Origin of the sequence: Arthrobacter sp. Bz4, assembly GCF_003075455.1 — a bacterium.
Taxonomy (GTDB): domain Bacteria; phylum Actinomycetota; class Actinomycetes; order Actinomycetales; family Micrococcaceae; genus Arthrobacter_D.
Genome location: NZ_QDAE01000006.1, coordinates 111,230 through 136,453 on the forward strand (window position 1 = coordinate 111,230; position 25,224 = coordinate 136,453).

At 64.5% G+C, this 25,224-nt stretch carries 20 protein-coding genes, 3 tRNA genes and 1 pseudogene; 12 read left to right on the forward strand and 12 right to left on the reverse strand.

Features of this window, described 5'->3' with window-relative positions; all coding sequences use genetic code 11:
* The first annotated feature begins 34 nt into the window (after positions 1-34).
* Positions 35-571: a hypothetical protein gene (locus DDA93_RS07115; RefSeq protein ID WP_026041013.1), complete on the forward strand. Its 537-nt coding sequence runs from the start codon at positions 35-37 to the stop codon at positions 569-571.
* A 24-nt stretch (positions 572-595) separates the two neighbouring features.
* Here the strand turns inward: DDA93_RS07115 and DDA93_RS07120 are convergent, their stop codons facing one another.
* From DDA93_RS07120 to rlmH, 4 genes and pseudogenes are all read right to left on the reverse strand, one after another.
* Positions 596-1,270, reverse strand: a complete 675-nt coding sequence (locus tag DDA93_RS07120) for a DUF4232 domain-containing protein (protein WP_116778375.1) — start codon at positions 1,268-1,270, stop codon at positions 596-598.
* A gap of 84 nt (positions 1,271-1,354) precedes the next feature.
* Positions 1,355-2,092 carry a YcnI family protein gene (locus tag DDA93_RS07125; protein ID WP_116778376.1) on the reverse strand — a complete coding sequence of 246 codons (738 nt, stop codon included), beginning with the start codon at positions 2,090-2,092 and terminating at the stop codon, positions 1,355-1,357.
* 98 nt (positions 2,093-2,190) lie between these two features.
* Entirely contained in the window at positions 2,191-2,805 is a 615-nt protein-coding gene (locus DDA93_RS07130) for a hypothetical protein (RefSeq protein WP_116778377.1), read from the reverse strand.
* Between the two features lie 108 nt (positions 2,806-2,913).
* Positions 2,914-3,365: pseudogene (gene rlmH, locus DDA93_RS07135) on the reverse strand (23S rRNA (pseudouridine(1915)-N(3))-methyltransferase RlmH).
* A gap of 54 nt (positions 3,366-3,419) precedes the next feature.
* Here rlmH and DDA93_RS07140 point away from each other — a divergent pair.
* Together DDA93_RS07140 and DDA93_RS07145 are read left to right on the forward strand one after the other, a co-directional pair.
* Positions 3,420-3,806, forward strand: a complete 387-nt coding sequence (locus DDA93_RS07140) for a DUF2256 and DUF3253 domain-containing protein (RefSeq protein ID WP_024476778.1) — start codon at positions 3,420-3,422, stop codon at positions 3,804-3,806.
* A 142-nt stretch (positions 3,807-3,948) separates the two neighbouring features.
* A complete protein-coding gene (locus DDA93_RS07145; protein WP_024476777.1) occupies positions 3,949-4,359 on the forward strand; it encodes a low molecular weight phosphatase family protein in 411 nt (136 codons plus the stop codon).
* 92 nt (positions 4,360-4,451) lie between these two features.
* On the opposite strand, the gene DDA93_RS07150 is transcribed toward DDA93_RS07145, so the two are convergent.
* The 3 genes from DDA93_RS07150 to tadA form a co-directional block, all read right to left on the reverse strand.
* Positions 4,452-4,536: transfer RNA gene (locus DDA93_RS07150), tRNA-Ser, on the reverse strand.
* A 43-nt stretch (positions 4,537-4,579) separates the two neighbouring features.
* The gene (locus DDA93_RS07155; RefSeq protein WP_024475469.1) at positions 4,580-5,065 is read right to left on the reverse strand and encodes a pyridoxamine 5'-phosphate oxidase family protein; all 486 of its coding nucleotides are present in this window, start codon (positions 5,063-5,065) and stop codon (positions 4,580-4,582) included.
* A 113-nt stretch (positions 5,066-5,178) separates the two neighbouring features.
* On the reverse strand, positions 5,179-5,664 hold the full coding sequence (gene tadA / locus DDA93_RS07160) for a tRNA adenosine(34) deaminase TadA (RefSeq protein WP_019482334.1): 486 nt from the start codon (positions 5,662-5,664) through the stop codon (positions 5,179-5,181).
* Positions 5,665-5,687: 23 nt separating this feature from the next.
* Here tadA and upp point away from each other — a divergent pair, with 23 nt between their 5' ends.
* The 5 genes from upp (at position 5,688) to DDA93_RS07185 (ending at position 13,913) form a co-directional block, all read left to right on the forward strand.
* Positions 5,688-6,323 (forward strand): uracil phosphoribosyltransferase, encoded by a 636-nt coding sequence (upp, locus tag DDA93_RS07165; protein WP_019482335.1) that lies wholly within the window; start codon positions 5,688-5,690, stop codon positions 6,321-6,323.
* Between the two features lie 518 nt (positions 6,324-6,841).
* The gene (locus DDA93_RS07170; protein WP_019482336.1) at positions 6,842-7,681 is read left to right on the forward strand and encodes a winged helix-turn-helix domain-containing protein; all 840 of its coding nucleotides are present in this window, start codon (positions 6,842-6,844) and stop codon (positions 7,679-7,681) included.
* A 275-nt stretch (positions 7,682-7,956) separates the two neighbouring features.
* Entirely contained in the window at positions 7,957-10,413 is a 2,457-nt protein-coding gene (locus tag DDA93_RS07175) for a LuxR C-terminal-related transcriptional regulator (protein WP_116778378.1), read from the forward strand.
* Positions 10,410-13,025 carry a helix-turn-helix transcriptional regulator gene (locus DDA93_RS07180; RefSeq protein ID WP_133185459.1) on the forward strand — a complete coding sequence of 872 codons (2,616 nt, stop codon included), beginning with the start codon at positions 10,410-10,412 and terminating at the stop codon, positions 13,023-13,025. Before DDA93_RS07175 ends, DDA93_RS07180 begins: the two co-directional genes overlap by 4 nt.
* 363 nt (positions 13,026-13,388) lie before the next feature.
* On the forward strand, positions 13,389-13,913 hold the full coding sequence (locus tag DDA93_RS07185; protein WP_019482339.1) for a histidine phosphatase family protein: 525 nt from the start codon (positions 13,389-13,391) through the stop codon (positions 13,911-13,913).
* On the opposite strand, the gene DDA93_RS07190 is transcribed toward DDA93_RS07185, so the two are convergent.
* Together DDA93_RS07190 and DDA93_RS07195 are read right to left on the reverse strand one after the other, a co-directional pair.
* Positions 13,910-15,325: an NAD(P)/FAD-dependent oxidoreductase gene (locus tag DDA93_RS07190; protein ID WP_024475471.1), complete on the reverse strand. Its 1,416-nt coding sequence runs from the start codon at positions 15,323-15,325 to the stop codon at positions 13,910-13,912. The two genes, DDA93_RS07185 and DDA93_RS07190, sit on opposite strands and share 4 nt — an antisense overlap.
* Positions 15,326-15,465: 140 nt before the next feature.
* Positions 15,466-15,538, reverse strand: a tRNA-Arg gene (locus tag DDA93_RS07195).
* A gap of 395 nt (positions 15,539-15,933) precedes the next feature.
* Between DDA93_RS07195 and DDA93_RS07200 the strand changes: the two genes are divergently transcribed.
* The 3 genes from DDA93_RS07200 to DDA93_RS07210 are packed head-to-tail and all read left to right on the forward strand — an operon-like array spanning position 15,934 to position 19,131.
* Positions 15,934-17,763 carry a phosphoenolpyruvate carboxykinase (GTP) gene (locus tag DDA93_RS07200; protein ID WP_083850859.1) on the forward strand — a complete coding sequence of 610 codons (1,830 nt, stop codon included), beginning with the start codon at positions 15,934-15,936 and terminating at the stop codon, positions 17,761-17,763.
* Between the two features lie 58 nt (positions 17,764-17,821).
* Positions 17,822-18,346 carry a PadR family transcriptional regulator gene (locus tag DDA93_RS07205; protein WP_024475472.1) on the forward strand — a complete coding sequence of 175 codons (525 nt, stop codon included), beginning with the start codon at positions 17,822-17,824 and terminating at the stop codon, positions 18,344-18,346.
* Positions 18,343-19,131, forward strand: coding sequence for an alpha/beta hydrolase (locus DDA93_RS07210; protein ID WP_024475473.1), 789 nt, complete (start codon positions 18,343-18,345; stop codon positions 19,129-19,131). Before DDA93_RS07205 ends, DDA93_RS07210 begins: the two co-directional genes overlap by 4 nt.
* 6 nt (positions 19,132-19,137) lie before the next feature.
* Here DDA93_RS07210 and DDA93_RS07215 read toward each other — a convergent pair whose 3' ends face one another.
* Positions 19,138-20,544, reverse strand: a complete 1,407-nt coding sequence (locus DDA93_RS07215) for a phosphomannomutase/phosphoglucomutase (protein ID WP_024475474.1) — start codon at positions 20,542-20,544, stop codon at positions 19,138-19,140.
* A 120-nt stretch (positions 20,545-20,664) separates the two neighbouring features.
* Here DDA93_RS07215 and DDA93_RS07220 point away from each other — a divergent pair, with 120 nt between their 5' ends.
* Positions 20,665-22,779, forward strand: coding sequence for a RecQ family ATP-dependent DNA helicase (locus DDA93_RS07220; RefSeq protein ID WP_116778379.1), 2,115 nt, complete (start codon positions 20,665-20,667; stop codon positions 22,777-22,779).
* Positions 22,780-22,889: 110 nt separating this feature from the next.
* Here the strand turns inward: DDA93_RS07220 and DDA93_RS07225 are convergent.
* Both DDA93_RS07225 and DDA93_RS07230 read right to left on the reverse strand, forming a co-directional pair.
* Positions 22,890-22,977: transfer RNA gene (locus DDA93_RS07225), tRNA-Ser, on the reverse strand.
* Positions 22,978-23,041: 64 nt separating this feature from the next.
* The gene (locus DDA93_RS07230) at positions 23,042-25,138 is read right to left on the reverse strand and encodes a prolyl oligopeptidase family serine peptidase (RefSeq protein WP_116778380.1); all 2,097 of its coding nucleotides are present in this window, start codon (positions 25,136-25,138) and stop codon (positions 23,042-23,044) included.
* Between the last annotated feature and the right edge of the window lie 86 nt (positions 25,139-25,224).

A 25,224-nucleotide genomic window follows, 5' to 3' on the forward strand; every position in this document is an offset into this window, starting at 1 on the left:
AGAACGCCCCAACTGCAGCAGGAAAGGCTCACCCATGAGAGGCCAGGTAGGAAACAACTGGGTTCCGATGGCCGGTGTGTCTGCTCTTTTTCTGGGCGGTGCGGTGGCCAGCCTGATCGCCGGTGAAAACACTGGCGCCGTGGCAGCCTACTTTGTGGTGGCGACCCTGATCCTCATCCTGTTGGCGGCGCCCTGGCTGGTGCGCAACCCGCCAGCGATCAACGCCAACTCGGGCACCTACCTGATTCTGGCGGTGGTTCTGGAACTCGCGGCGCTGCTCGGCGGATCAATCGAAGCGCTCCGGGGGCTTGGCGGCTGGATCGTTCTGGGCGCGGGTCTGGTCACCTACGGACTGCTGGAACGGGGTCGGGTAATGGTGACCGCCGGAGCCTTCGCGGCGCTGGCCGGCGTCGCCGCCGTCGTTGGCCAGCAGACCTGGTTGACCTTGACGCTCCAGCTCCTCACCGCAGCGATTTTCGCCCTCGCCGCTGGACGGTTGAGGCACCTATTATTCAGCGAGCGTCGGGCATCGGACGGCACCACTGACTCACGATCGCCAGTCTTCCGCTAAGACTGGTTCCCGGCAGTATCTGGGCTACATGGCGGTGACAGGGCCAACGGTCATGAGGATGATGTCCTCGGCCGCGCAGCCAACCGATTCCTGGACCGCGATCAGCGAGTCGGTGGCACCTGGTGGGTAGACCCTGACACCGGTGGTTTCGGTGATGCTGCAGCCGTCACCGTAATTCTGGGCATTGGTCTGTTGCAGGGTGGCGATGGCGGACTGGCCCGGCGCCAACACCACGGTGGGGGACTCCGCTCCGGGTTCCCGGTCGGCGGGGGCGCCGACCTGCGCCTCTGATGCATCGACGTAGGACACTCCCGGGTAGCCGGTCATGGTGCATTCCTCGTCCGACATATTCGAGAGGATCAGGTTGCGTGCGGCGGTACCCGCGCTGCCAGCACCCATCGGTGTTTCCACTGTGGCGGCCAAATCGGCAGCGGTGCAGCTCCCGTCGTCCTCGGGCTCGGCTGCGGTGGGCTCTTCCGACGCTTCTTCGGTCGGGGTGGCTGAAGCCTCCGGGGAGGGGGATTCGCTGGCTTCCTCGGTCGGTTCCGTGGTCGGAGCGGCGGAGGTGGTGGCTTCCGGAGCGGGCGTCGATTCCTGCTCGGTGGAACTGGACGCACCACATCCCGCAACCAACGCGATGGAACTGATGGCCGCGAGGACGGCAGCGGCTTTGGACGAAGTGCGTGTGTGGATACCCATGGACTCACCTTCGCCGGTGATTGCCCCTGCGTCATCGGCCGCACTAATGAGACGACCGATTGACGCAGGGATCGTTACCGACTGCTATTTGGCGCCGCGGCTCCGGACCAGGGCCAAGACGCCCGCTGCCAGACCGAGCAGGCCGGCGGCCAGTGCCACCCAAATCACGGGCTGGGTTGCCGTTGATTCGGTGGCGGAAGCCTGCTCAGTATCGGCGGCGTCGGCCTCATCGGTGGCTGACGCGTCGTGGCCGTGCCCGCCTTCCGCGGTCTCGGCGGTGGTGACGAAGGAGGGTGCCGGGCTTTCGGGTTCCTCGGCACCTTCCTCGGCTACCTCATCCCAGCTGGACACACTGCCATCGGAGTACGTCTGGATGGCAGGCAGCGTGACAGTGGTTCCGGCCTCGGGTAGCCGCCCCACTGACAGCGAGAAGACCTGGTACTCGTCGGCGGACAGCGAGTCCCCTTCGCTGTCCGCGGTCCACACCACTAACAGGGCGCCCTCGGTGATGGTGGCGCCGTCGACCTCGACGGGCTCGGGAAGCTCGCCGCGGACGACCTCGGCGGTCCAGCCCTCTACCGGTTTGGCACGCACCGAGGTGAAGGGGTTATCGGTGGGCAGCTGGACCTCAACTTTCTCGGTCAGGGCCGTGTCCGATTCGCTGGGTACCGAGAAGTTGAGTTGCGTGTAGCCGCCCGCAGTGGTGCTGGCTGGACTCACATTGACGTGGGCTGAGGCCGTACCGAGACCGAGGGCCATGAGGCCCGCGGTGGTAACGGCGAGTGCCGAGGTGGTGACGGTCCGGCGTGATGAAGCGTTCATGGGAATGCCTTTCAGGATGCTGCCCGGGCGCACAGCGCTCGCAGGGTCAGCAAAAAATGGGTGTTGTGATGAGGCGGTTGCCCCCGTGGCAACAAGGTTCAGGCAGGCAGCAAGACGGGGACGGGCAGGTGCGGTGGCCCCCGGAGCGCGGGAGTGTCGCGCAGGGCGCGTACCGAACGGAGCGCCGGTGCCGGCGGGAACAGGGGCATTCGTGGGACAGGGACGCCGATGACGACGTCGGGCAGTCGGAGTAGTGGTACGAGCCAGGCGGCTGCCAGGTGCAGGGCGGATTCGCCCCGGTGGAGCATGAACCCGGTGGCGGCGACGGCGACGCCGTGGAGCGTGAGCATCCAGAGGTCGGTGTGCGCGGCGGCGGGGTGCGCGTGCGCACCATTCGGCATGCAGTTGACCGCCTGGACGGCGTAGTGGGTGGCGGGTGCGGTGACGCAGGCCGCCGTCGTCGACGTCAGACTGAACGCGTGGTGCAGGAGCCATTGCCCCAAAGCGAGAACGAGAAGGAGGGCGGGTAGCGATAATGCCTTTTTGGAGATGACTGTCACTGCCAAGAGCGTTGCCGACCCCAGCACGGCAACGATCAACGGGGCTGGGAGGTTTCCCCCACCAATAACGTGCGCCCCGGCAGCAAGGGCGAGGACAACTGCTGAAGTCACCGAGGAGCGGACCAGACGATGCGAAGCCGGTGCGCCGCTCATGATCCTCCCTCAGGTCCAGTGGTTGTCCGCACTCGTACTACGGCTGAAGGGCTACCCGCCCTACCCAAGGGTATTCGACGCCGGGTGGGGGACGGCTTGGTGAGGGTGTTACTCGTGGTGATAGGGGCGCCCGGCTACGATCTCCTGCGCGCGGTACAACTGTTCGGCGAGGATCAGCCGGACCAGCTGGTGCGGAAAGACCAGGGGGGATAGCGACCACACCAGGTTGGCGCGACTGTGGACTGACGGGTCAACCCCGTATGCGCCGCCGATGATCAAAATCACAGTCCGGGCGTGTCGATGGGCTGTTGGAGGGTCCGGGCCAGGCCGGGGGAATTGAGGGCTTTGCCGCGTTCGTCGAGCAGGATGACGAAGTCGTTGGCCGTGAGTTTCGCGAGGAGCCGTTCGGATTCTTCGCGGCGGGCGGCGTCGTTCTTCCGGGCCGAGTGGGGAATGAGCTGCCAGCTCAGGTCGAAGGGTTTCTTGAGGCGCTTCTCGTAACGCGCGATGCCGTCACTGACCCACGCCTCGTGCTTCTTACCTACCGCCAGAATCCGCATAGCCACAGGTGACACCCTACAAGGGTGCCCCTGCGTCTCGGGGACAATGAAGTTATGGCCCACCGACAGCGCGGAACCACGCAGGAACCCGACGACAAGACCTGCGTGTCCTGCGGGCGACGGATGGAGTGGCGCGCCAAATGGGCGGCGAATTGGGCTGAGGTGCGCTACTGCTCGACCGCCTGTCGACGCCGGGGGGTCACCCCCACCGATCAGGAACTGGAAGCCAAAATCCTTAGCCTGCTGGCTGCGGCGCCGACCATCTACCCTTCCGATGCAGCGCGTGCGGTGGGTGGCGATGACGGGTCTCGCCTGGAGGAGCCCGCGCGACGGGCGGCCCGGAGGCTGGTCGCTGCCGGCCAGGTTCAGATCACCCAGGCAGGCTCAGTGGTCGATCCCTCGACGGCCAAAGGGCCATTCCGCATCCGGCGGGCGCGGTAGACGGGTCGACCCCCGCACCAGACATCGACAACTGTCGATGCCATCACGTAGTCTAGCGCCATCGAATGAAGCCGCCCTCTCAGGGTGCAAACACAAAGAGTGAGGCGCGATGACCGATCCCGACGAAAAAAGACTGGTACCCATGAAGCCATCAGTGCTGTTCGTATGTGTCAAGAACGGCGGCAAATCCCAGCTGGCCGCAGGCCTCATGAGGTTGGAAGCAGGTGATGGGATCTCAGTCAGTTCTGCTGGCACCAAACCCGGAACCGCCATCAACGCACTCTCGGCTGAGGTTCTTGCAGACCTCGGTGTTGACATTTCAGCGGAGCAGCCCACCCTGTTGACCGAGGAGGACATGCGTGCCGCCGGGCTCGTCGTGGTTCTCGGCGGGGAAGCAAAGGTCCCTGCAGTCCAAGGCGTTGAGGTGGAAATCTGGGAAACCGATGAACCTTCCCTGCGCGGTATCGAAGGGCGTGACCGGATGGTACTGGTCCGCGACGACATCCACGCCCGGGTGAAGGGCCTGAGGGAACGGCTGCTTTCCCCGAGCTGACGAACCCGTTTCGAGGGCAGCGTACGCCCGCCGGAAACAGGTAAGGCCCCGGTTCCCTTTGTTTACAAGGGAACCGGGGCCTTACTCACTCGCGGTGACGGTGGGATTTGAACCCACGTTGGCTTTCACCAAACAACATTTCGAGTGTTGCACCTTCGGCCGCTCGGACACGTCACCAACGCAGTTACTTTACCGGTTGGCGGGCCCAAGCCCCAAAACGCTAGAGATCGACGACGTCGTTCTTGCCTGGATCGGCGCGCTCACCGGTCATCAGACCCTTGGCGATCTTGAAAGCCGAGACGATCTTCGGGGAATCCAGGGTCCAGTATTCGGCGGTATCGGCGTCGACCTTGATCAGGGCCACCGAGTTGTCGTCCTTGCCGTTCTCGAACCACGGCTCCACCGAAGCACTCCACAGCTCGTCGATCTTGGCGCGGTCCTTGGTCAGCGACGCGGTGCCCGTGATCGATACGTAGCCCTTGCCGCTGCTGATCGACACGTTCACCTGCGGATTGGTGCGGATTTCCGCGGACTTCGGCGAGGGGTCCTCCGTGAAGAACCACAGATCGCCGTCGAACTCGGCCTTCTGCACGGCGAGCGGGCGGCTGACCAGCTGGCCCTCACCGTTGATGGTGGTCAGGATTGCGATGTCTGCATCCTTCAAAACCTTGTGTAGTTCCTTCATGCCATCCTGCTGCGAGGTCATCAAGTGCTCCTTTTAACTATGCGGCTTACCGGATTTAGTCAGCCTACGCAGTACCTCAGGTCAGCGATACCGGCTTAGCCTCCAGCGAAATCCGCTGGCACTGCCCGACGGTGTCACCGTTCGTTGCGCTGGGCGGTGAAAAAGTCCTTCAGCAACTCGGCACACTCGTCTTCGCGGATCCCGGGCACAACCTCGGTCCAATGGTTGAGCCGTCGTTCCCGCAGCACATCAAAAACCGACCCTGCCGCGCCCGCCTTGAGGTCCCATGCCCCGAACGCGACGCGCGGGACGCGTGCCAGCACCGAGGCGCCGGCGCACATGGCGCACGGCTCGAGGGTGACCACCAGGGTGCACCCGTCCAGCCGCCAGTTGCCGGTGGTCGCCGCGGCACGGCGCAAGGCCAGCACCTCGGCGTGGGCTGTCGGATCCCCGGTCGCTTCACGCTCATTCCAGCCGGTCCCCAGTACCGTGCCATCTGCGGCGACGACGACGGCGCCAATCGGCACATCCGCCGTCTCCAGGGCGCGGTGTGCAGCATCCAGTGCGAGGCCCATCCACTGGGAAAGGAGCGGGTCGGTTCCGAGGGGGTTTGGCGGCATGCCCCCAATGATACTTTTGAGCTATGCGCGTACTGGTTGTAGATCATCCCCTTGTAGCCCACAAACTCACCGTCCTCCGGGACAAGGACACGGCATCGCCGGTGTTCCGGCAGTTGACCGAGGAACTGGTGACGCTGCTCGCCTACGAGGCAACCCGCAATGTCCGGGTGGAGCCCGTCGAGATCGAAACGCCGGTGACTACCGCGATCGGGACGGGATTGGTGAAGCCCACCCCCCTCGTCGTCCCCATTCTTCGTGCTGGCCTGGGCATGCTGGAAGGCATGACCCGGTTGGTTCCCACCGCCGAGGTGGGTTTCCTGGGCATGGCCCGCAACGAGGAGACCCTCGAGGCCATCACCTACGCGGAACGGCTGCCCGACGACCTCACCGGCCGCCAGATTTTCGTCCTCGACCCGATGCTCGCCACCGGCGGCACCCTGCGCGAAGCGATCAAGTTCCTGTTCAAACGCGGCGCCGCCGATGTCACCTGCATCTGCCTCCTCGCCGCACCCGAGGGCCTTGCCGCACTGCAGGCCGAGCTCGAGGACGCCAACGTGACCATCGTGCTGGCCTCCATTGACGAGAAGCTCAACGAAAATGCCTACATTGTGCCCGGACTGGGTGACGCGGGAGACCGCCTGTACGGCGTCGTCGGCTAGTCGCGGCCTCGATCGCGGCAGCTGCGTGGGGGCGCCGCCGTCGACGTCGTCGTTGACCGATTTCGCGTTCGGTGAGCCTGTGTGCGACGGCGTTGCGCCCTGCTCCGGTGGGCAAGCTCGACTCAGGCGGTCAACCAGGGCCTGGGTGAGCGGAATGTCGCCCACCGATTTCCAGGTTGCTCACCCAGAGCGGGGAATTTGGTCCGCACCGGCGGAATCGCAGCGGGAAAAGGGCGACTGGCCGCACCCCAAACCATTGTTACTTGCGCGTAAAGGAATGTGACGTGCAATAATTTGTAACGTGTTTACCCACTCATCGGCATCTCCAGTTGCAGCATCAACCGCAGGCGCACAGCCTGCGAGTGCCACGCGCTGGTGTCGAATGCACGCGTAACGGCTTACCCACACCCCTTACGCACTCCTAGCCCAACGGCGGGCTCCATTGAAGCCATCTCGACTCGGGCATACCCCCGCATTCGTGCCGTGATGACGGCCATTCACGTAGAGGCAAGCGATATATGTCAGTAGCATCCGGATACGTCCACATCTCTCTCCGCAACGCACAGAGCCGCGCCAACCTTCAGGGCCGCTCCTACCAGTCGCGCCCCTCCTTCGTCCCCTACGGCGAGGTTCCGGCGCAGGACCAGGCCGCGTCCGGGTACCGCCCCCTCCAGGCCGTGGCTGGCCCACTGGACAGCGCCCACCCCGATACGGCGCCCACCCCGGTAGTCACCCCGAACGGAGTGCCCGGCCCCCAGTCCGTGACCGGTGATACCACCGCGCGCGGCTTCGTGCTATATGTCGCACTGGATGAGGGAATCGCTGCCACCTGCGGCACCACGTTGACCAAGCTGGCCCAGGACGTCAGGGCCTACGTTCGGTCCGTCGTCCCAGAGGCCCAAAGCCACGCTGCTGTGGCGCTGGCACCCGCCGACGCCGTGGGAAGCGATATCGACGTCGTCCGGCAGGCTCTCGGCGACCCCACAGTTACCCGGCGCGTCCCCGCTCAGGCGGCCCAGCCTGCCGCACCGCGACCCACGGGTGTCCTTATCGACCTGTCCCGGCGAGAGGTTCACCTCGACGGCGACACGCTCAACCTCACTTTCAAGGAGTTCGAACTCCTCAACTACCTGGTCGAAAACGCGACCCGGACAGTTGGCCGTGAGGAACTTCTCAGTGGGTTGTGGCGCAATGCCGAAGAGGTGCCCAACGAGCGCACCATCGACGTCCACATTCGCCGTCTTCGCTCCAAGCTGGGGCGGCTCGCGAACACCGTCCGAACGGTCAGGGGGCAGGGCTACCGGTTCTACGAGCACCCTGAAGTCATCGTCTGGGCCGCCCCCGAATACTCCATCTAGTCGGGTCAGCGCCTAATCGCCGCCGCCAGCCGATAGCAAAACCGCCACCAGGGGTACCAAACCGCAGCGGCAAGTGCTAACCTGTGGCAATCTCATCATCGGGGTGACTGTTGGGAGTCAGTCGCCCTCAAGATGAGATGGGCCGGGTAACCAGTGGCTGCAGAAGCGGAAGACTATACGATTCCCTGCGCCCTGGCGGGTGTTCGGGATGGTGTGTGACGAGGCGGTAGTAGTTGCCAGTTCCCATTTCCACACTCGCCACATTGGGGATAGGTATGACTGGGGACAGAACCCGCGGCCAGTTGCTTTCGCAACTGGAGGTGCTGCTTCGTCGCGGAGTGTCGGTGGTCGTCGAAGGCCAATTCGGTTCCGGAAAAACGGAGTCCCTGAAGATCGCTGCCCGGTCGCTTGAGTCCGACCGAACCATTGTGCGCCTCCGCGGAACCCCCCGAGGCACCAAGACCGCATACCTGGCGCTCGCAGACCTGGTCAGGGTCCGTCCAGGCACGGTCCCACACCCGGCCGTGATGTTCGCCCAGCTCGCCCAGCGGCTGAGGAAGCTGGCCGTTGAACGCCCGGTGATCCTCCTGATCGACAATTTCGATTTCCTCGACCCGCAGAGCAGGGCCATGTGCACCATGCTGCTGGAAATGCCCTCGGTAACCCTCCTGGTCTCCTGCAACCGGGTCGAGGACACCCCCGAACTTCGCGCGGCCGTCAACAGCCGCACCATGGAAGCCCTCACCCTTTCCTCGCTATCGGTTGCCGAGGGTAGGGAGGTTATCGAGCGCTTCCTCGGGGGCGAGGTCTCGACTTCGGTTGTTAACTCGCTGCACGCCCATTCCAGAGGCAATGCAAGGATTCTGACCATGCTCGCCGCGCATGGTCGCGAGAACGGCAACATTGCACACGTCGACGGACTCTGGCGCACCACCGCCCACTACGCCGAGCCCTTCACCAGTAGCTCATTGCGCAGCGGCCTGGCGGTGCTGCAATCGCGGCTGAACGCCGATGAACGCGCCGCATTGGAAGTACTTGCTGCGGCCGGATCAGTCCACATTGATGTGCTGGCACGCCACTGCGATATGCGGGCACTCGAACACCTGCAGCGCGAAGGCATGGTGGACGCCCGCGACGGCGGAAACACCTACTGGCTGCATAGCAAAGGGCTGGCCCACATTCTGCGGCAGACTCTGGGGGACGCCAGAAGCCGTCAGATCTGGACCGAAATCGTGGAGCCCGGGATGGCCCTCCGAGGGGTACGCCCACCGGGCGCGAACATTGTTTGGGCGCTCCAACGCGGAATCGAGGTCAATGACACGGCCCTCCTGAACGCCGCCGACGACGCGATGCGCGCCTATTCCCCCCGCATCGCCCTCGATCTGGTTTCCGCCGTGAAACGGAAGACTGAACTCTCGGCCCGGGTGCAAGCGGAAGCCCACTGGTTCCTCGGGCAGGTGGAGGAGGGCCGGCGTGCCCTGGATGGTCAGGCCGACGCGCCGGAGGCGTCGACCGCACCGGCCGTCGATGACGCGGCAACCAGCCAACTGGTCCGGTCTGTCTTCGCGGCCGATGATGTGGCCTGGGATGAGGACCCGGAGCAGCTGACCGAGGACCCGCTGCGGCAGCTGCTGATTCACCGGCGGACCGGCAACTACCCCGCCCTGTTGTACGTCTTCCGCGCGAACAGTTTTCCTTCGGGTTCGGACGCCCGCTACCTGGTCACAATGCTGGCCGCGGAGGCCTATGCCGCGTGTGGAGACTCGGCGCGGGCACGACTCATGACCATCGAATGCGGGCTCGTGGCTGGGAGCGTCCGGTCCGCCGTCGTGCGTGAACTTGGTGAAACCGCCCACTACCGGGTGCTGTTCCTCAACGGCGAGTGGCGGGTGCTCACTGACATGCTCTCCCAGCACGTACTGCGACGGCCAGGCCGCTTGTTGTTTGGCGAACAGTCGACCCTGTCGCTCCCACGCCTGATCTCCCGAGAGTCGCGGGACGGCGTCATCGCCGGAGATCGTAGTGCGGCGCGTCCCGCTGACCTGTTCGCCTGGTTTATCCAACGGTCGGCGGACCTGTTCGCCCTGCAAGGCTCAGGCCGTTCACCGGCCACCGGGTTGCAGGAATTGGCGGGGGACAGGAAGCTCACCGGCCTGTTTGGGCTGCAGCTGTTCGCGCTGGGTTCCCTGGTGCTCTTGCAGGGGGAAGGCGACACGGAGGCTGCCCTCGCTGACCATTTCAACGAACTGGACCTCAAGCGCCTCGAACGGTGCGCCCGAAACACGTCGGGCCCACTGGCTCGGCAGTTGGGGCTCCTCGCCGAAGGTCTGCTGGCCGGCGATCCAGCTACCCTCGTCCGGGCAGCGCAGGTCGCCGCCCGCCACGGAAACGTCGGACTGTCGGCCGTGGCCGCCACTCTCGCCTCGCGGGCTGCTGGCAGGATCAAACAACCCGAGGTCCAGCGGGCTGCGCAGGTACTGGTGCCTGGTTCGGATTCCCGCCCCACCATGCCTGAGGACACCTCGATGCTGACCCGCCGAGAGCGTCAGGTGGTTGATCTCGCTATGTCCCGCAGCAAGAACTCGGAGATCGCCGCAGTCCTTGGCATTTCACCGCGGACAGCCGAACGCCACCTTCAAAACGCCTACCGCAAACTGGGTGTCTCCACCCGCGAGCAGTTGCGGCTCGTGCTGCAGTCACCGGATGGCGCCGCCGAATCGGGCGGTGCGTGAAGAGGGTGTCCCCCGCCGGCAAGCTGACACGGAGCATCCTCGACGAGGTACTCCACGCCGCGGGACGGGAACTCGTCACCGCCCGCTCTGGGGGGCTGCTCCTCACGACGTCGACGGTTTTCGGCGGGGACTTCCTCCTCACGCGCGTTCTTGCGTCCGCCGATCCCTTTTATACGGTCAGTGTGCAGGGAACGGAGTCGTTTTCGGATGTTCCGTACGCGCCGCTGGCACCCTTGCTCCAGGATTCTCCGGACATCGACTTCGAGTCGGAGCTGGACGTCCTCTCCGCGGTTCGCGATCGGATCCAGCGACTGACTGGGGGGCGGAGCTGTGTTGTGGTGGTGCGTGGACCGGAGCATCTCGATTCGGCGAGTATCGCCCTGTTGACTAGGCTCGCCGAGTCGCCCTCGGTCGGCTTGCTGATCCGGAGCGGCCCCCGCAGCAAGCTACCGCTGGACCTGGAACTCGTCCTTGCTGACGGTTTTATCGAGGAGGTTCACATCCCGGTGCTGACCGCCGCCGACGTCAGGGAGTACTTCGATTCCATCCTGGGAGCCACCCTCCCGATGTTGTCCAGCACCCTGGTCTGCGACGTCATCGGTGGGAGTCCGGTCCTGCTGGAAATGGTGACCCGGGACGGCGAACTGAAGGACCTGATCCAACTGCGCGACGGCGTCTGGATCCTGCCGCGTGAACTCAGCCTGACCGACCGGATGGCCGAGCGCATTTTCAGCCTGATCGCCGATTATGCTCCGGAGGAGACCGACGTTCTCCTGACTGTTGCGCTCGCCCACCAGATACCGGTCGAGGTGGCGGTCCACTTTTGGGGGGTGGACCCGGTCAACGCCTTGTTGCTGGAGGGTGCGCTCTCCAGGGAAGAAGATGCCGGGACGATCTGGCTGCGCGCGGCGCCGCCCATCCTCGGCGCAGCTATCCGGCACCAGGTTGAACCTTTCCGGTCCCGACGGCTCTGGGAGAACGTCCACGAGCACCTCACCGACCTCACGAACACCCCGGGCATCATCCACCGGGTGCTGTGGAAACTGTCAGTCGGGGTCACCGTCGACGACCATGAGGTGCTGACCGCTGCCACGATGGCGAACCGCCTCGACCAGCCAGACACGGCGGAACTCCTGCTCCGCCGGCTACCGTCCGATGTTGCAGCGGACCACTCCGGCGTCTTTGCAGCTGCAGAGGTGCAGCGTGCACGCACCGAGTTCTATAACGGCCGAACCGACCTCGCCCTGGCGCGCCTCCGACGGCTCGTTCTCAGCGATCCCGGATCCGAGGTCCTGATCTCGGTGATCCACTTCATCTTTCAAATTAATCTCGCCACGGGGTTGGGAGCATCCGCACTCTCCGAGGCGATCCGGCGTCACACAGCGACTGGCCCGGCGGGCAAGGCCTACGAAAGCACCCTGATCGTGCGGCTGGGCCGCGAGCTGCAGCAGCTCACCGCCGGAATCATCCCCAAGAACCCGGTGGTCGAAGCAACCGGGGTGCCGCAGGATCCCCGGGAAGCGCTTTGCTGGCATCTCGTCTCGGGTGAGCTGCTCTACCGGCGCGGCGACCTCCTGGGCGCAGCAGCAGAACTGGACCTCGCGCTGGACCTGGTGCTCGATCATGAGCACCTGCGCAACCATGGCGGATACATCGTGACCCGGCTGATGTTCCTGCTGGCCGGAGGCGGCTTCTGGGACGAGCTGGCGGCACTCCAAACCAAGGTGACGGCCCGCCGGGCTCCCTGGATCAAGCGGTTCACCGGGTTTTGGGAGCTGGTTGAGGGGCTGACAGCGCTCCGGAGGGGACGGCCCCTGACCGCACTCGCGCACTTCAGGACAGCTGTTGTGGTTCTCCGGGCACGCGACATCAAGCAGTTCAGGCCCCTCGCCGCCGCGCTTGCTACCTATACGGCGTGGCTTATCGGCGATCCGAGTCTGAGCGATTTCGTGGGGGAGTACCGGAGGCTTACCCACCTCGGACCGCCGGAACGCCGGATGCTCGCCGAAGCCTACATGGCCGTGGTGGGTGAGGCTCCGGCCAGCGCCTCAACGCGTCAGCGCGGACTGATCCCGGTTGAGGCAGCAAATCCGCAGATTCGCGCCGAGCTGAGTGTCCTGCGGGTGCAGATCGGCGCCGATGACGCCGTCGACGTCGCCATCGAACGTACCGCTGGACTTTCTGATCCGCGCGCCCAAAGCCTTCACACAGTGCTGACCGCGCTCGCCTCCGGAAGCGTGAGCGAGCTGGTTGACGCAGCAGAGTTTTGCCTCGACCGGGGGCAGGACCTGTTGGTTCCGGTCTGTCTGGGGGTCCTGCTGACCCAGTCGCCGGGATCGAACAGCAAGGTGGTGCGTAGTGCCTCGAAGCTGCTCGCTCGGCTCGACCCCGAACTTCAGCGGCTACACCCCCAGCTGGCGTCGCTGCGTCACGCCACCCGCCTCACCTCGCGTGAGGCAACCATCGCCGCTGACGTCGCTGCCGGGAAGACCGCCAAGCAGATCGCCAAGCAATACGGAGTGTCGATCAGGACGGTCGACGGGCACGTGGAAAGCGTCCTCACAAAGCTGGGATTGTCGTCCCGGAAGGACATCGGAAAGCGTTCACCGTAGCGGCGGATCCAGAAAAGGAAAAAACTACGTAGCGTCTTCGAAAAGTCGGGTAGTACCTGCGTAGTGATGGTAAGCGGTTCGCAGCCTATGTTGATTACAGGGAAGAAATTCCCAGGTCGGTGCAGACACCAGCACTGAAGCTTAGAGCCGGAGGCGGCGGAGGGACTCCCCAACGAACCTCGCCGCCTCTGCCTCCGCCAGTGTGGAGGGCAGCATCGACCGAAGCGGAACACCGACCGCTGACCCACAGATCGGAGCGGTTTCCCGGGGCGAGAGCCGGGAAGCCGCTCTTTCTGTTGGATCCCTGGAAGTGGCGATCCGAGGTGCGTCACCCTGGCGGGGAAACACCATAGACTTCAGGCCATGGCATCTCACCACCTCAAACGGCTCATGCTGCTGCGGCACGCCAAATCGGACTGGCCGCGCAACGTCGAAGACTTTGAGCGTCCGCTCAGCACCCGCGGGCACCGTGATGCACCGTTGCCCGGGCTCTGGATGGTGGAAAACGACTCCGTCCCGGACCTTATTCTGTGCTCGTCCGCCCTGCGCACGCGGCAGACCTGCACCTGGGTCTGTAAGGAGCTCGGTGATAAGGCGCCGACCCCCAAACTTGAGGACCGGCTGTACTCGGCGTCTGCGGCAGCGATCCTGGCGTTGATCAACCACGTTCCCGAGACGGTCACCAGCCTTCTGGTGATCAGCCATCTGCCCGGAGTCCAGGAACTCGCCATGCGGCTGGCCTCGGTGGATTCGGACGAGGAAGCGGTGATGGACATGGCGACCCACTACCCGACGTCGGGCCTGTCAGTCCTGCAGCACGACCGACGCTGGGCGGAGCTGGATGGCCGGGACGCCGTGATGACCAACTTCGTGGTGCAGCGGGCCTAGAGGCCGTACTTCTCCAGCAGGCGTAGCCAGACTTCGCTGATGGTCGGGTAGGCCGGCACAGCGTGCCACAACCGGTCCAGTGGGACTTCCCCAGCGATCGCAATGGTCGCGGCATGCAGTAATTCAGCGACGTCCGGGCCGGCGAAGGTCATCCCGACCAGGACTTTACGATCCTCGTCCACCACCATCTGCGCCCACCCCTGATAGTTGTCGGCGTGGAGCGCGGACCCGGCCACCGCAATCTCCAGCGATGTCTCGCTGACGTTGAGGCCCGCGTCCTGCGCCTGCTCCAGGGTTCGCCCCGCCATCGCGATTTCGGGGTCCGTGAAGACCACCTGCGGGACGGCGTACTGATCAGCGGAGGCGGCGTAGGCGCTCCAGTCCTCGACGGCGTCCTTGAGGGTGCCAGCCGCACGGGCGGCGATCGCCGAACCGGTGATCCTTGCCTCGTATTTACCCTGGTGGGTCAGCAGGACCTTGCCCGCGGCGTCGCCGACGGCATACAGCCAGTCGACCCCCTGTACCCGGCCCGACGGGTCGATGACGAGCTTCTTCGGGTCAAGACCGAAATCCTCCAGGCCGAGGCCGGCCAGGGCAGGGGACCGACCGGTGGATACCAGTAGCTTCTCGGCGGTCACTGTCTCGCCACCTTCAAGGTGTACGGTCACCGAGCCGTTGTCCTGCTGCCTCACCGATTCGGTTGCAGTGTCAGTCCTGATGTCGATGCCGTCACTCTCAAGCCCCAGACGCACCAGTTTGCTGGCCGGGGCGGGGTAATTGGAGAGGAGGCCGCTGCGGGCAATAATCGTCACCGCCGAGCCGAGCCGGGCGAAGGCTTGTGCCAGTTCGGTGCCCGCGACACCGCCACCAAGGACGGCGAGGGACGTGGGGATCCGGGGTGTCGAGGTGGCTTCGCGGGTTCCCCAGAACTCAACCGTGTCCAGACCGTCGACCGGTGGGATGGTGGGCGTGGAGCCGGTCGCCAATACCACTGCAACCCGGGCGGCCAGGGGGGTGACGTCGTCGTCGTGATGCACCTCGACCGAACGCTCACCCGTGAGGCGTGCTGTGCCGCGGACCAGGGTGATTCCGCTGTCCTTCACCCAGTCGGCCTGCGACGAATCGTCCCAGTTGGATGTGAATTTGGTGCGACGATCCAGCACCTGCCCTGTGTCGAGGGAGCCGGTGACTGCTTCCCGGGAGCCGGCCACCGCCGAGGCGGCCTTTAGCGCCGTGCCGGGGCGCAGTAAGGCCTTGGACGGCATGCAGGCCCAGTAGGAGCATTCGCCGCCGACCAACTCAGCCTCGACCAGCGCCGCTGAGAGTCCCGCCCGCACCACGCGATCAGCCACATTCTCGCCGACAGCGCCAGCACCGATCACAATTACGTCAAAATCCCTGGAGTCGTTCATGCCTTGAGCTTTTCACTGCCGGTGCGCCGGGGCAACCTTTGCCTGGCAGTTATCCAAAAGCCGGCACGCAAAAGCCTGGGCAAAAGAAAACACCCCCGGCCGAAGCCAGGGGCGTTTTCTTTTTTGCTGGTGAAGCACTGTGCGCGCGAAGGGACTCGAACCCCCAACCTCCTGATCCGTAGTCAGGTGCTCTATCCATTGAGCTACGCACGCAATCTGGTCAACTTCGGCGATATGTTCAACGCATTCCTGCGTCAGTCACGCCGTTCTTGACCTTGGATAACTTTACAGCTATTGCTGAGTTACGCCTAATTCGGGGGGAAGGTAGAAGCTTTTGGGCCAGCCACCGCGACATGCGCGACCGCTCGGACTAGACCGGTCTACGTGACCTTAATCACATTGCGGGGTATTGACAGCATCTCAACACCGTGGATTCTAGGGAAATACCGTCGCAAACCCCATCCCGAGCCCGTTGATGGTGCAAGGGCTGGGAGTGACATGGACCATAGCATCGTTACACCACCCACCCAACGAAGGGACATGTTATGGGCGATCCTTTGCGCCAACTGGTTGAAGACAAGAACCTGAAGGCAACCGATCAGAGCGGCATGCCCGTAGTGCACGTCGGCGGGTTGCAAACCCCGGCACCGACCACACACCCAGCTTTAGTCGCGTGGGTGCAGGAGGTTGCCGACATGGTTCAGCCTGACCGGGTGTATTGGGTCGACGGTTCCGAGGCCGAAAACAAGGCGCTGACCGACGAGCTGGTGGACGCCGGAACCCTGCGTCGGCTTAACCCTGAAACGTTCCCCAACTCGTTTGCGGCCTTTTCGGACCCCGCGGATGTGGCTCGTGTGGAGGAGCAGACCTTCATCTGCTCCGAAAACGAGCGCGACGCTGGGTTCACCAATAACTGGATGGACCCCAGTCAGATGAAGGAGAAGCTGCGAGGCCTCTTCACCGGATCGATGCGCGGGCGCACCATGTACGTGATCCCTTTTGTAATGGGTCACCTCGATGCGGTGAATCCCAAATTCGGCGTTGAAATCACTGATAGCGCTTACGTAGTCACCTCGATGCGCATCATGGCGAACATCGGCACCGAGGTGCTGGAGCGGATGACCGAGCTCAACGCCGAGTACGTGCCGGCGCTGCACTCCCTGGGTGCGCCCCTCGCCGATGGTGAGGCTGACGTTCCCTGGCCCTGCAACTCGGAAAAGTGGATTGTCCATTTCCCGGAAGAGCGCTCAATCTGGTCGTTTGGATCCGGTTACGGCGGCAACGCCCTGCTGGGCAAGAAGTGCTATGCCCTGCGGATCGCCTCGGTGATGGCCCGTGATGAGGGCTGGCTGGCTGAGCACATGCTCATCCTCAAGCTCACGTCACCGGAGAACAAGACCTACTACGTCTCCGCAGCGTTCCCCTCGGCCTGCGGTAAGACCAACCTCGCCCTGCTCGACCCAACTATCGAAGGGTGGAAGGTCGAGACGCTGGGCGATGACATCACCTGGATGCGGTTCGGTGATGAGGGTGAGCTGCGTGCGATCAACCCCGAAGCCGGATTGTTCGGTGTGGCACCGGGTACGGGCTGGCTGACCAATCCGAACGCGATGCGCGCCATCGCCAAGGGTAATTCAGTCTTCACCAACGTTGCGCTGACTGACGATGGCGGAGTCTGGTGGGAAGGAATGACCGCTGAGGTGCCCGAGCACCTGACCGACTGGCAGGGGAACGACTGGACGCCGTCGTCGGACAAGACGGCGGCCCACCCGAATGCGCGGTTCTGCACGCCGATCGACCAGATCGACATGCTTGCCGACGAGTTCAACGACCCCAATGGCGTCGAGATCTCGGCCATCCTGTTTGGCGGCCGCAGGAAAACCACGGTGCCGCTGGTTACCCAGTCGCGCGACTGGGCCAACGGAATCTTTATGGGGTCAACCCTGTCGTCCGAGACGACGGCCGCCGCCGCTGGCGAGGTGGGTCGAGTTCGCCGCGATCCGATGGCGATGCTTCCGTTTATCGGGTACGACGCCGGTGACTACCTACGCCACTGGATCACCCTGAGCAGCAAGGCAGATCAGGAGCGACTGCCGAAAATCTTCCTGGTGAACTGGTTCCGGCGGACCGCCGACGGAGGCTTCGCCTGGCCGGGCTTCGGCGAGAATTCGCGGGTGATGAAATGGGTGATCGAACGGCTCGAGGGTACCGCCGATGCCGTCGAGACGCCCATTGGCTATGTGCCGACCGGCGCATCACTTGACCTCACGGGGCTGGATATGACGCCAGAAGAGGTGGACGCCGCGGTGCGGGTGGATCCCGAGGAGTGGGCGGCCGAGCTGCAGGGTATCGAGGAGTGGTACTCGCGGTTCGGGGAGTCACTGCCGTCCGAGCTGGAGGATCAGCTGAAGGGCCTCAAGGAGCGATTCGGGGTCTAACTTTGGTAGACCATGCACCTAGTAGACAAGTCGACTAGGTGCATGGTCATACTTTTGTATGATCCTTTCTCACGTCATTCTGGGCCTGCTCGCCGTTGCCCCAATGACGGGCTATGACCTAAAAAAACGATTCGACACGAGTGTCAACCATTTCTGGTCTGCCGACAAAGCGCAGATCTACCGCACCCTGAGCAGGCTGGTCACCGACGGCCTTGCTGAGGTGAAGATCGTGCGGCAGATTGGCCTGCCGGACCGTCAGGAGCACCACATCACCGAGGCCGGTAGAGCCACACTCGGCGAGTGGCTCGTATCTGCACCCGACGCCCACCGGGAACGGGACCCCTTTCTGGCCCGGATCTTTTTTTCGGGCACGCTTCAGCGAAGCGAGATTCTTGCGTTGACTGCGCAACGCAGAATGACCGCGGAGTCGTTGCTGAATGAGTTGTTGGCTCAGCTGGCACCAGGCGAGAGCGCCCCACAGACCCGGGCGGAGTACATGAGATTCGCAACGCTCCGGAACGGTATCAGTCATGTCCGCGCCGAGCTGGAATGGCTGGACGAAGTCGAAAAGGATTTGCCATGACGGCGCTCCAGTTCCCGGTCCTCCACCCGGCGCGAGGCAACGCCTCCGCGTCAGTCGTTTTTCTGCATGGCGGGAACGTCGCGAACTGGATGTGGCAACCTCAAGTCGAAGCGTTCAATGACTATCAGGTCATCACCCCGGACCTCCCCGGCTTCGGCGCCCGAACTGGCGAGCGGTGGATAAGCCTGGATCACGCTGCGGACGAGGTGGCTGAGTTGATCAGGGCAAAAGCCGACGGTCCAGTGCATCTGGTGGGGCTTTCCCTTGGAGGTATAGTGGCGCTCCGTCTGTTGGCGAGGCATCCACGCCTGGTAACCAGCTCGCTGGTCAGTGGGGTGCCAGCTCTCGGCGTCGACGGCGTCACGGGCGCCCTGGCCCGAGTGCAGCTTCGATGTTGGGACTATAAATGGTTCTGGCAGTTGCAGGCGCGGGCTTTCAGGCTCCCGGCGGATAGCTATGGCGTGTTTGTGGAACACGGCCTGAGGATGCAGAGCGCCAACGCTCATCGGATGCTGGGTGAAGTGTTCGCAGGCGGCCTGCCGCCCGGGTTGGTTGAGTACCGCGGGCGGCTGCTGGCGCTCGCCGGCGGCAAGGAACCCCGGGCCATATGCGATGCGCTGAAGGTGATCGCCCGGACCGTTCCCCACGGCGTGGCTGCGGTTGTCCCGGGAATGCACCATGTCTGGAATGTCGAGGACCCTCCTCTATTCAATGAGGTCGTGCGTCAGTGGATCAACGGGTCGGTGCACGCTGGCCTTAACGTCCCGGACACGACCGCCCGGTAGGCCCTTCTACTGCCGGACCTGCCCCAAGACCTCGTCGGTCAGGGTCCCGAGAATCTGCGGGTCGATCGCTTCGGCATTCAGGCGCAGGTAAGGCTCCGTGTTCGAGGCGCGGAGGTTGAACCACCAGGACCCGTCATCAGCCGTGAAGGTGAGCCCGTCGAGCTCGTCAACGGTGACACCATCGTTGCCAAACTCCTCGCGGACGCGGGCAACAGCGGCCGGGACGTCATCCAGGCGCGAGTTGATCTCGCCGGAGGAAAAGTACGGCTCGTACTCGCGGCCGAGGTCGGAGAGGGGGCCGGGCTGCTCGCCCAGCGCCGCGAGGACATGCATGGCAGCCAACATCCCGGTATCAGCGTTCCAGAAGTCCTTGAAGTAGTAGTGGGCTGAGTGCTCTCCGCCGAAAACGGCGCCCTCCTCGGCCATCACTGCCTTGATGAACGAGTGTCCCACCCGGGTGCGGACCGGCCGTCCACCCAGCCGTTCGATCAGCTCGGGCACGGCCCGGGACGTAATGAGGTTATGGATGACGACCGGGGCGCTCACGCCGGCGGCCTGGGCGCGCACTATTTCTCGGCGTGCCACCATCGCGGTGACGGCACTCGGCGACACCGGATTCCCAAGTTCGTCAATGACGAAGCAGCGGTCGGCGTCGCCGTCGAACGCAATCCCGATGTCCGCCTGATTGCTGAGCACTGCTGCCTGCAGGTCCAGGAGGTTCGCCGGTTCCAGTGGGTTGGCCGGGTGGTTTGGGAACGACCCGTCGAGCTCGAAGTACAGGGGGACGATGTCGAGGGGGAGGTTCGGAAGCAGCGCATCACCCAGGACGGCGGGAGTGGTCAGCCCGCCCATGCCGTTGCCGGCGTCGACGACCACCTTCAGCGGGCGCGATCCTGACAGATCCACGAGGGAGCGCAGGTATTCGGCGTACCCGCGAAGCACGTCGCGGACCCCGATGGTGCCGGTTCGTTCCGCCGCGGGGATGTCACCGGTGTTCAGGTATCGCTCGGCGAGAGCCTGAATCTCTACCAGCCCCGTCTCGGAGGAGACGGGTACTGCGCCGGGACGGCACATCTTCATCCCGTTGTACTCAGCCGGATTATGGCTGGCGGTAAAGGTGACTCCCGCAGCGTCGAGGGTGCCACTGGCGTAATAGAGTTCGTCGGTCGAAATGAGGTCGAGGAGGACGACGTCGGCTCCGCGCCGGGTGGCGCCCTTTGCGAAGGCGTTACTGAACTCCGGTGAGGACGGCCGCATATCGCCGCCAACCAGGACAGTGCCGCCAGCGAGATCGAGTACGTCAACGAACGCAGCGCCTACCGCCTCGACAATTTCGGAGGTGATGCTCTCGCCGACGATGCCGCGCACGTCATAGGCCTTGAAGGACGCTGAAAGGTCAAAGGATTTAGTCACGGACAGAGTCTAACCGCTGGCTCCCTCCGGACAAGGGCTGTGGAGGCCAGGTCAAAGGGGTTTCCCACAACCGCAGTCCCCGCAGGCACGGCTGTCAGCGGGGACTGCGATACTAGGCTCATGGTCGACACCACCACACTTCATGATCAGGCAGCGGTTATTCTGCGGACCCTCGTTGGACGAGAGGACGCCGAGTTCCACGACGGCCAGTTCGAGGCGATCGAGGCCCTGGTGGACGGTGGCCGCAGGGCCCTCGTGGTCCAGCGCACGGGGTGGGGGAAGTCGGCCGTCTACTTCGTCGCGAGCCTGCTCCTGCGCGCCCGGGGGGCGGGACCAACGCTGATTGTGTCCCCACTGCTCGCGCTGATGCGGGACCAGGTCGCGGCTGCGGCGCGTGCCGGGGTGCGTGCCGAAGCGATCAACTCGGCCAACCAGACGGACTGGCAGGAGATCACCGACAAACTCGACAACAACTCGGTCGACGTTCTTCTGGTGTCACCGGAGCGGCTGAATAACCCGGCGTTCCGGGAACGCCACCTGCCCGAATTGATCCGACGCACCGGGCTCCTGGTCATCGACGAGGCACACTGCATCTCCGACTGGGGGCATGATTTCCGCCCCGACTACCGCAGGTTGCGTGACCTGATCACCCAATTGCCGGCGGGTGTGCCAGTTCTGGCGACGACGGCGACCGCCAACTCGAGGGTAGTCAGCGACGTCGAGGAACAGCTGGGGACTGACGGCACCGAAGTATTCACCCTGCGAGGCAAGCTTGCCCGCGATTCTCTGAGGCTGGGAGTCCTCCGGCTACCGAGCCCCCGGTCTCGCCTCGCGTGGCTGTTGACCCACCTTGATGACCTCCCGGGCAGCGGGATCATCTATGCACTGACCGTTTCGGCCGCCGAGGACACGGCACACCTGTTGCGGGCGAACGGCCATCAGGTCCTGGCGTATACCGGCCGGACCGACCCGGCCGAACGGGAGTCGGCTGAGGCCGCGTTGAAGAACAATGAGGTCAAGGCCCTGATTGCGACCAGCGCACTGGGGATGGGGTTCGACAAGCCGGACCTCGGATTCGTGGTCCACCTGGGGGCGCCCTCATCACCGGTGGCCTACTACCAGCAGGTGGGGCGTGCGGGCCGTGGCACCCCCAACGCCGACGTCCTGCTCCTGCCGGGCACTGAGGACCGCGAAATCTGGGAGTACTTCGCCACGTCCTCGATGCCATCGGAGGAGAAGGCAACCCGGGTGCTCGAGGCACTGCAGCCCGGCGCGGTCCTTTCCACGCCGGCTTTGGAAGCCCGGGTGAATCTTAAACGCACCCCTCTGGAACTGCTGTTGAAGGTCCTTGACGTGGACGGCGCGGTCCGGAAGGTACAGGGCGGCTGGGAAAGTACCGGCGCGCAGTGGGTCTACGACAGCGAACGGTATGGGCGGATCGCCAAGGCGCGGATCGCCGAACAGAAGTCCATGTTGGACTATGAGAACACCACACAGTGCCGGATGGAGTACCTTGCGGCAGCACTCGATGATCCGACAGCTGCGCCGTGTGGGCGGTGTGACAACTGTGCGGGCGCGTGGTTCTCGGATGAAGTGGCGCATGATGCCTCAGACAGCGCCCAGAAGGCGCTCAGCAGGGTGGGCGTCGAACTTGACCCGCGGGGTCAATGGCCCAGCGGGATGGACAAGCTGTCGGTCCCGGTCAAGGGACGGATTCCGGCTGGCCAGGCCAACGCGGAGGGCCGGGCGCTGGCCCGACTGACAGATCTAGGGTGGGGGAGTCGGCTGCGAGAACTGCTGGCTGACACGGCCGAAGATCAGCCGCTGGGCCCGCTGGCCATCGAAGCCTGCGTCTCGGTGCTCGCACAGTGGGGCTGGGAGACGCGCCCCGTGGCCGTGGTCAGTGTGCCGTCGCGTCGTCGACCGTTGCTGGTCCAGTCGCTGGCCGAGAGTCTCGCCAAGGTGGGCCGTATCCCGTATCTCGGTGCCCTGCAGACACCGCACGGCTGGCCCAGCGGGGCTCCGGGCGGCAACAGCGCATTCCGGCTTGCAGCAGTTTGGGATCGTTTCGCAGTCCCCGAGGAGGGGCGAGACTGGTTTGCCGCGAACCCGGGCCCGGTCCTGCTCGTGGACGATCTTGCAGACAGCCGGTGGACCATTACCGTCGCCGGTAAGGCGTTGCGGGACGCCGGCGCCCAGGAAGTGCTGCCGTTTGTCCTCGCCCTGAAGGCCTGACCCCGCCGGGGCACTCCAGCACAGGGCTGACCCGGCCGGGGCATTCCCGCACGGGGCCCGGGCAAAAGAAAGCACCCCCAACCGAGGCCGGGGGTGCTTTCTGAAAAACGCGGAGACGGGGGGATTTGAACCCCCGGTAGGCTTTAGGCCCACACTTCATTAGCAGTGAAGCCCATTCGGCCGCTCTGGCACGTCTCCAGCGGCTATTACTAGCCACCCAAGGCTACCTGTAAGACGCGGGCAAGAGCAAAACCGCCGGCAGCTATAGGCCGCCGGTCAGCGCCTTCCACAAAAACTCCTGCGACATTACGTGCATGCGGGCCGCTTGCCGGTTATCCGATGCGCCGGCATGGCCACCCTCCAGCGCTTCGTGGAACCACACATTGTCGATCGACAGAGCCTTCATCCGGGCCGCCATTTTCCGTGCCTGCACCGGCCCAACCCGGTCATCGCTCGTCGCCGTCCAGATCAGGGTGCGCGGATAGTCGACCCCCGACCGTAGCTGGTGGTACGGGGAAAAGGTCTGGACGTACTCCCACTCCTCGGGCTTATCGGGGTCACCGTATTCGGCGATCCAGGAGTAGCCCGCCGACAGCTTCGTGTAACGACGCATGTCCAGCAGCGGCACACCGCAGGAGATAGCCCCGAACAGGTGTGGGTAGTGCGTGAGCATGTTCCCCACCAGCAGACCGCCGTTACTGCGTCCGGTGCAGCCGAGGAACTCTGGTCGAGTGACGCCGCGTGCCACCAGGTCCTCGGCGATCGCCGCGAAATCTTCGTAGGCCCGATGCCGGTTGGCGTGGAGGGCCGCCCGGTGCCAGGCCGGCCCGTACTCACCACCCCCGCGGATGTTCGCCAGCACGTACACCCCGTGCCTGCCGCTTTCGGTGGTCCGCTCCAACCATCCTCGTCCGATCACTCCCGAGTAGGCGGGAACCATCGCGTGCTCAAACCCGCCGTAGCCGGACAGGAGGGTGGGGTTTTCCCCGTCGAGTGCCAGCTCCGTCGACGCGACCTGAAAGTAGGGGACCCGGGTCCCATCCTTGGACACCGCGAAGTGCTGCTCAACCGTGAACTCGTTGTCATTGAAGAACGACGGCGTCGCCTTGACCTGTTCGTGCGCGCCGCCCACCGTGCCGCGCAGCAGGGTCGTCGGGGTCAGGAACCCGCTGGCCAGCAGCCAGTAGTCATTCCCGTCGACGTCGTCCTCGTCATCAACGGCGAAGGCGTCAACCGAATGCAGGGGCGGGCACGCATCAAGCACCTCCGCCCGCCAACGTTCAGAGGGTTTCAGGACACGAATCTCCGAGGACACGTCACTGAGCAGATTCACCAGCAGATAGTCCCGCGTCCAGCTCCAGGACTGCAACGACGTCTGCGCGTCGGGCTGGAACAGGACGGTCAACGATCGGTCGCCGGCCAGGAAGGAGTCAAGATCGACGCCGAGCAGAGACCCCGAGGCGAACACCGTCCCGTCCACCTCCCAATCGGTGCGCGGCCGCAGGATCAACCACTGCCGGTGCAGTGAAACGTTCACATCGTCGGGCACATCCAGTCGGACCCACTCACCGTTGTTGCGAAGGTGCGTGCGGCTCGAGTAGAAGTCGATTGTGTCAACGGCGATGTCCCGCTCGAAGCCCGGTGTCTGATCCCTCATCACCACCGCCATCATGTGGTGCTCGGGGATGTCGAAGTACAGCTCAGCGTCAGCCAGGGACTGCCCCCGCTGCAGCGTGCGCACCGTCCGCGGATAGGAACTGGTGGTCATTGACCCTGGCCCGAAGTCGGTGGCCAGATGCAGTGCATCTGGCCCGGCCCAGCTGATCCGACTTTTGGCTGCGGGAATGTCGAAGCCATCGGCGACGAAGGTCCGGGAGACGACGTCGAATTCGCGGAACCGCCGGGCGTCACCACCGTCAGGGGAAACAGCGATCAGGGCCCGCTGATACGGCTCGCCGTCGGCGGGCCGGAGGAACATCGCCCCGCCCCACACCCATTCGACGCCTTCGTCGGCGCTGAGCCGGTCAAGGTCCAGCAGCACCTCCCACTGAGGCGATGCGGAGTTGTAGCTGTCCCAGTCGGTGCGCCGCCACAGCCCCTTCGGGTGTTCTTCATCGCGCCAGAAGTTGTAGTAGTGCCCGCCCCGTTTGGAAACCATCGGGATCCGGTCAGTGGAGTCGAGCACCTCCAGGACCCTGCGCTCCATGTCCAGAAAGTCGCCGGTGACGAGCTCTTGCTCGGTAACAGCGTTCTCGGCGTGAACCCACTGGAGGGGTGACTCACCGTAAATGTCCTCGAGCCAGAGGAACTCGTCGTGGTCGGGGATCGGACCGGAGTGCTGGTCTGTGGTGGAGGTCATATTTCCATCCTATGCACGCCTTTCCGCTGCACCCATTCCGGCACCGCCGCGCAGGTCCGGCCCCCCCGACGCCGCCAGCCTGGTTC

Coding starts and splice junctions, on each gene's coding strand:
- DDA93_RS07115 (WP_026041013.1), top strand. CDS start 35: ATGAGAGGCCAGGTAGGAAACAACTGGGTTCCGATGGCCGGTGTGTCT.
- DDA93_RS07120 (WP_116778375.1), bottom strand. CDS start 1,270: ATGGGTATCCACACACGCACTTCGTCCAAAGCCGCTGCCGTCCTCGCG.
- DDA93_RS07125 (WP_116778376.1), bottom strand. CDS start 2,092: ATGAACGCTTCATCACGCCGGACCGTCACCACCTCGGCACTCGCCGTT.
- DDA93_RS07130 (WP_116778377.1), bottom strand. CDS start 2,805: ATGAGCGGCGCACCGGCTTCGCATCGTCTGGTCCGCTCCTCGGTGACT.
- DDA93_RS07140 (WP_024476778.1), top strand. CDS start 3,420: ATGGCCCACCGACAGCGCGGAACCACGCAGGAACCCGACGACAAGACC.
- DDA93_RS07145 (WP_024476777.1), top strand. CDS start 3,949: ATGAAGCCATCAGTGCTGTTCGTATGTGTCAAGAACGGCGGCAAATCC.
- DDA93_RS07155 (WP_024475469.1), bottom strand. CDS start 5,065: ATGACCTCGCAGCAGGATGGCATGAAGGAACTACACAAGGTTTTGAAG.
- tadA (WP_019482334.1), bottom strand. CDS start 5,664: ATGCCGCCAAACCCCCTCGGAACCGACCCGCTCCTTTCCCAGTGGATG.
- upp (WP_019482335.1), top strand. CDS start 5,688: ATGCGCGTACTGGTTGTAGATCATCCCCTTGTAGCCCACAAACTCACC.
- DDA93_RS07170 (WP_019482336.1), top strand. CDS start 6,842: ATGTCAGTAGCATCCGGATACGTCCACATCTCTCTCCGCAACGCACAG.
- DDA93_RS07175 (WP_116778378.1), top strand. CDS start 7,957: ATGACTGGGGACAGAACCCGCGGCCAGTTGCTTTCGCAACTGGAGGTG.
- DDA93_RS07185 (WP_019482339.1), top strand. CDS start 13,389: ATGGCATCTCACCACCTCAAACGGCTCATGCTGCTGCGGCACGCCAAA.
- DDA93_RS07190 (WP_024475471.1), bottom strand. CDS start 15,325: ATGAACGACTCCAGGGATTTTGACGTAATTGTGATCGGTGCTGGCGCT.
- DDA93_RS07200 (WP_083850859.1), top strand. CDS start 15,934: ATGCCCGTAGTGCACGTCGGCGGGTTGCAAACCCCGGCACCGACCACA.
- DDA93_RS07205 (WP_024475472.1), top strand. CDS start 17,822: ATGATCCTTTCTCACGTCATTCTGGGCCTGCTCGCCGTTGCCCCAATG.
- DDA93_RS07210 (WP_024475473.1), top strand. CDS start 18,343: ATGACGGCGCTCCAGTTCCCGGTCCTCCACCCGGCGCGAGGCAACGCC.
- DDA93_RS07220 (WP_116778379.1), top strand. CDS start 20,665: ATGGTCGACACCACCACACTTCATGATCAGGCAGCGGTTATTCTGCGG.
- DDA93_RS07230 (WP_116778380.1), bottom strand. CDS start 25,138: ATGACCTCCACCACAGACCAGCACTCCGGTCCGATCCCCGACCACGAC.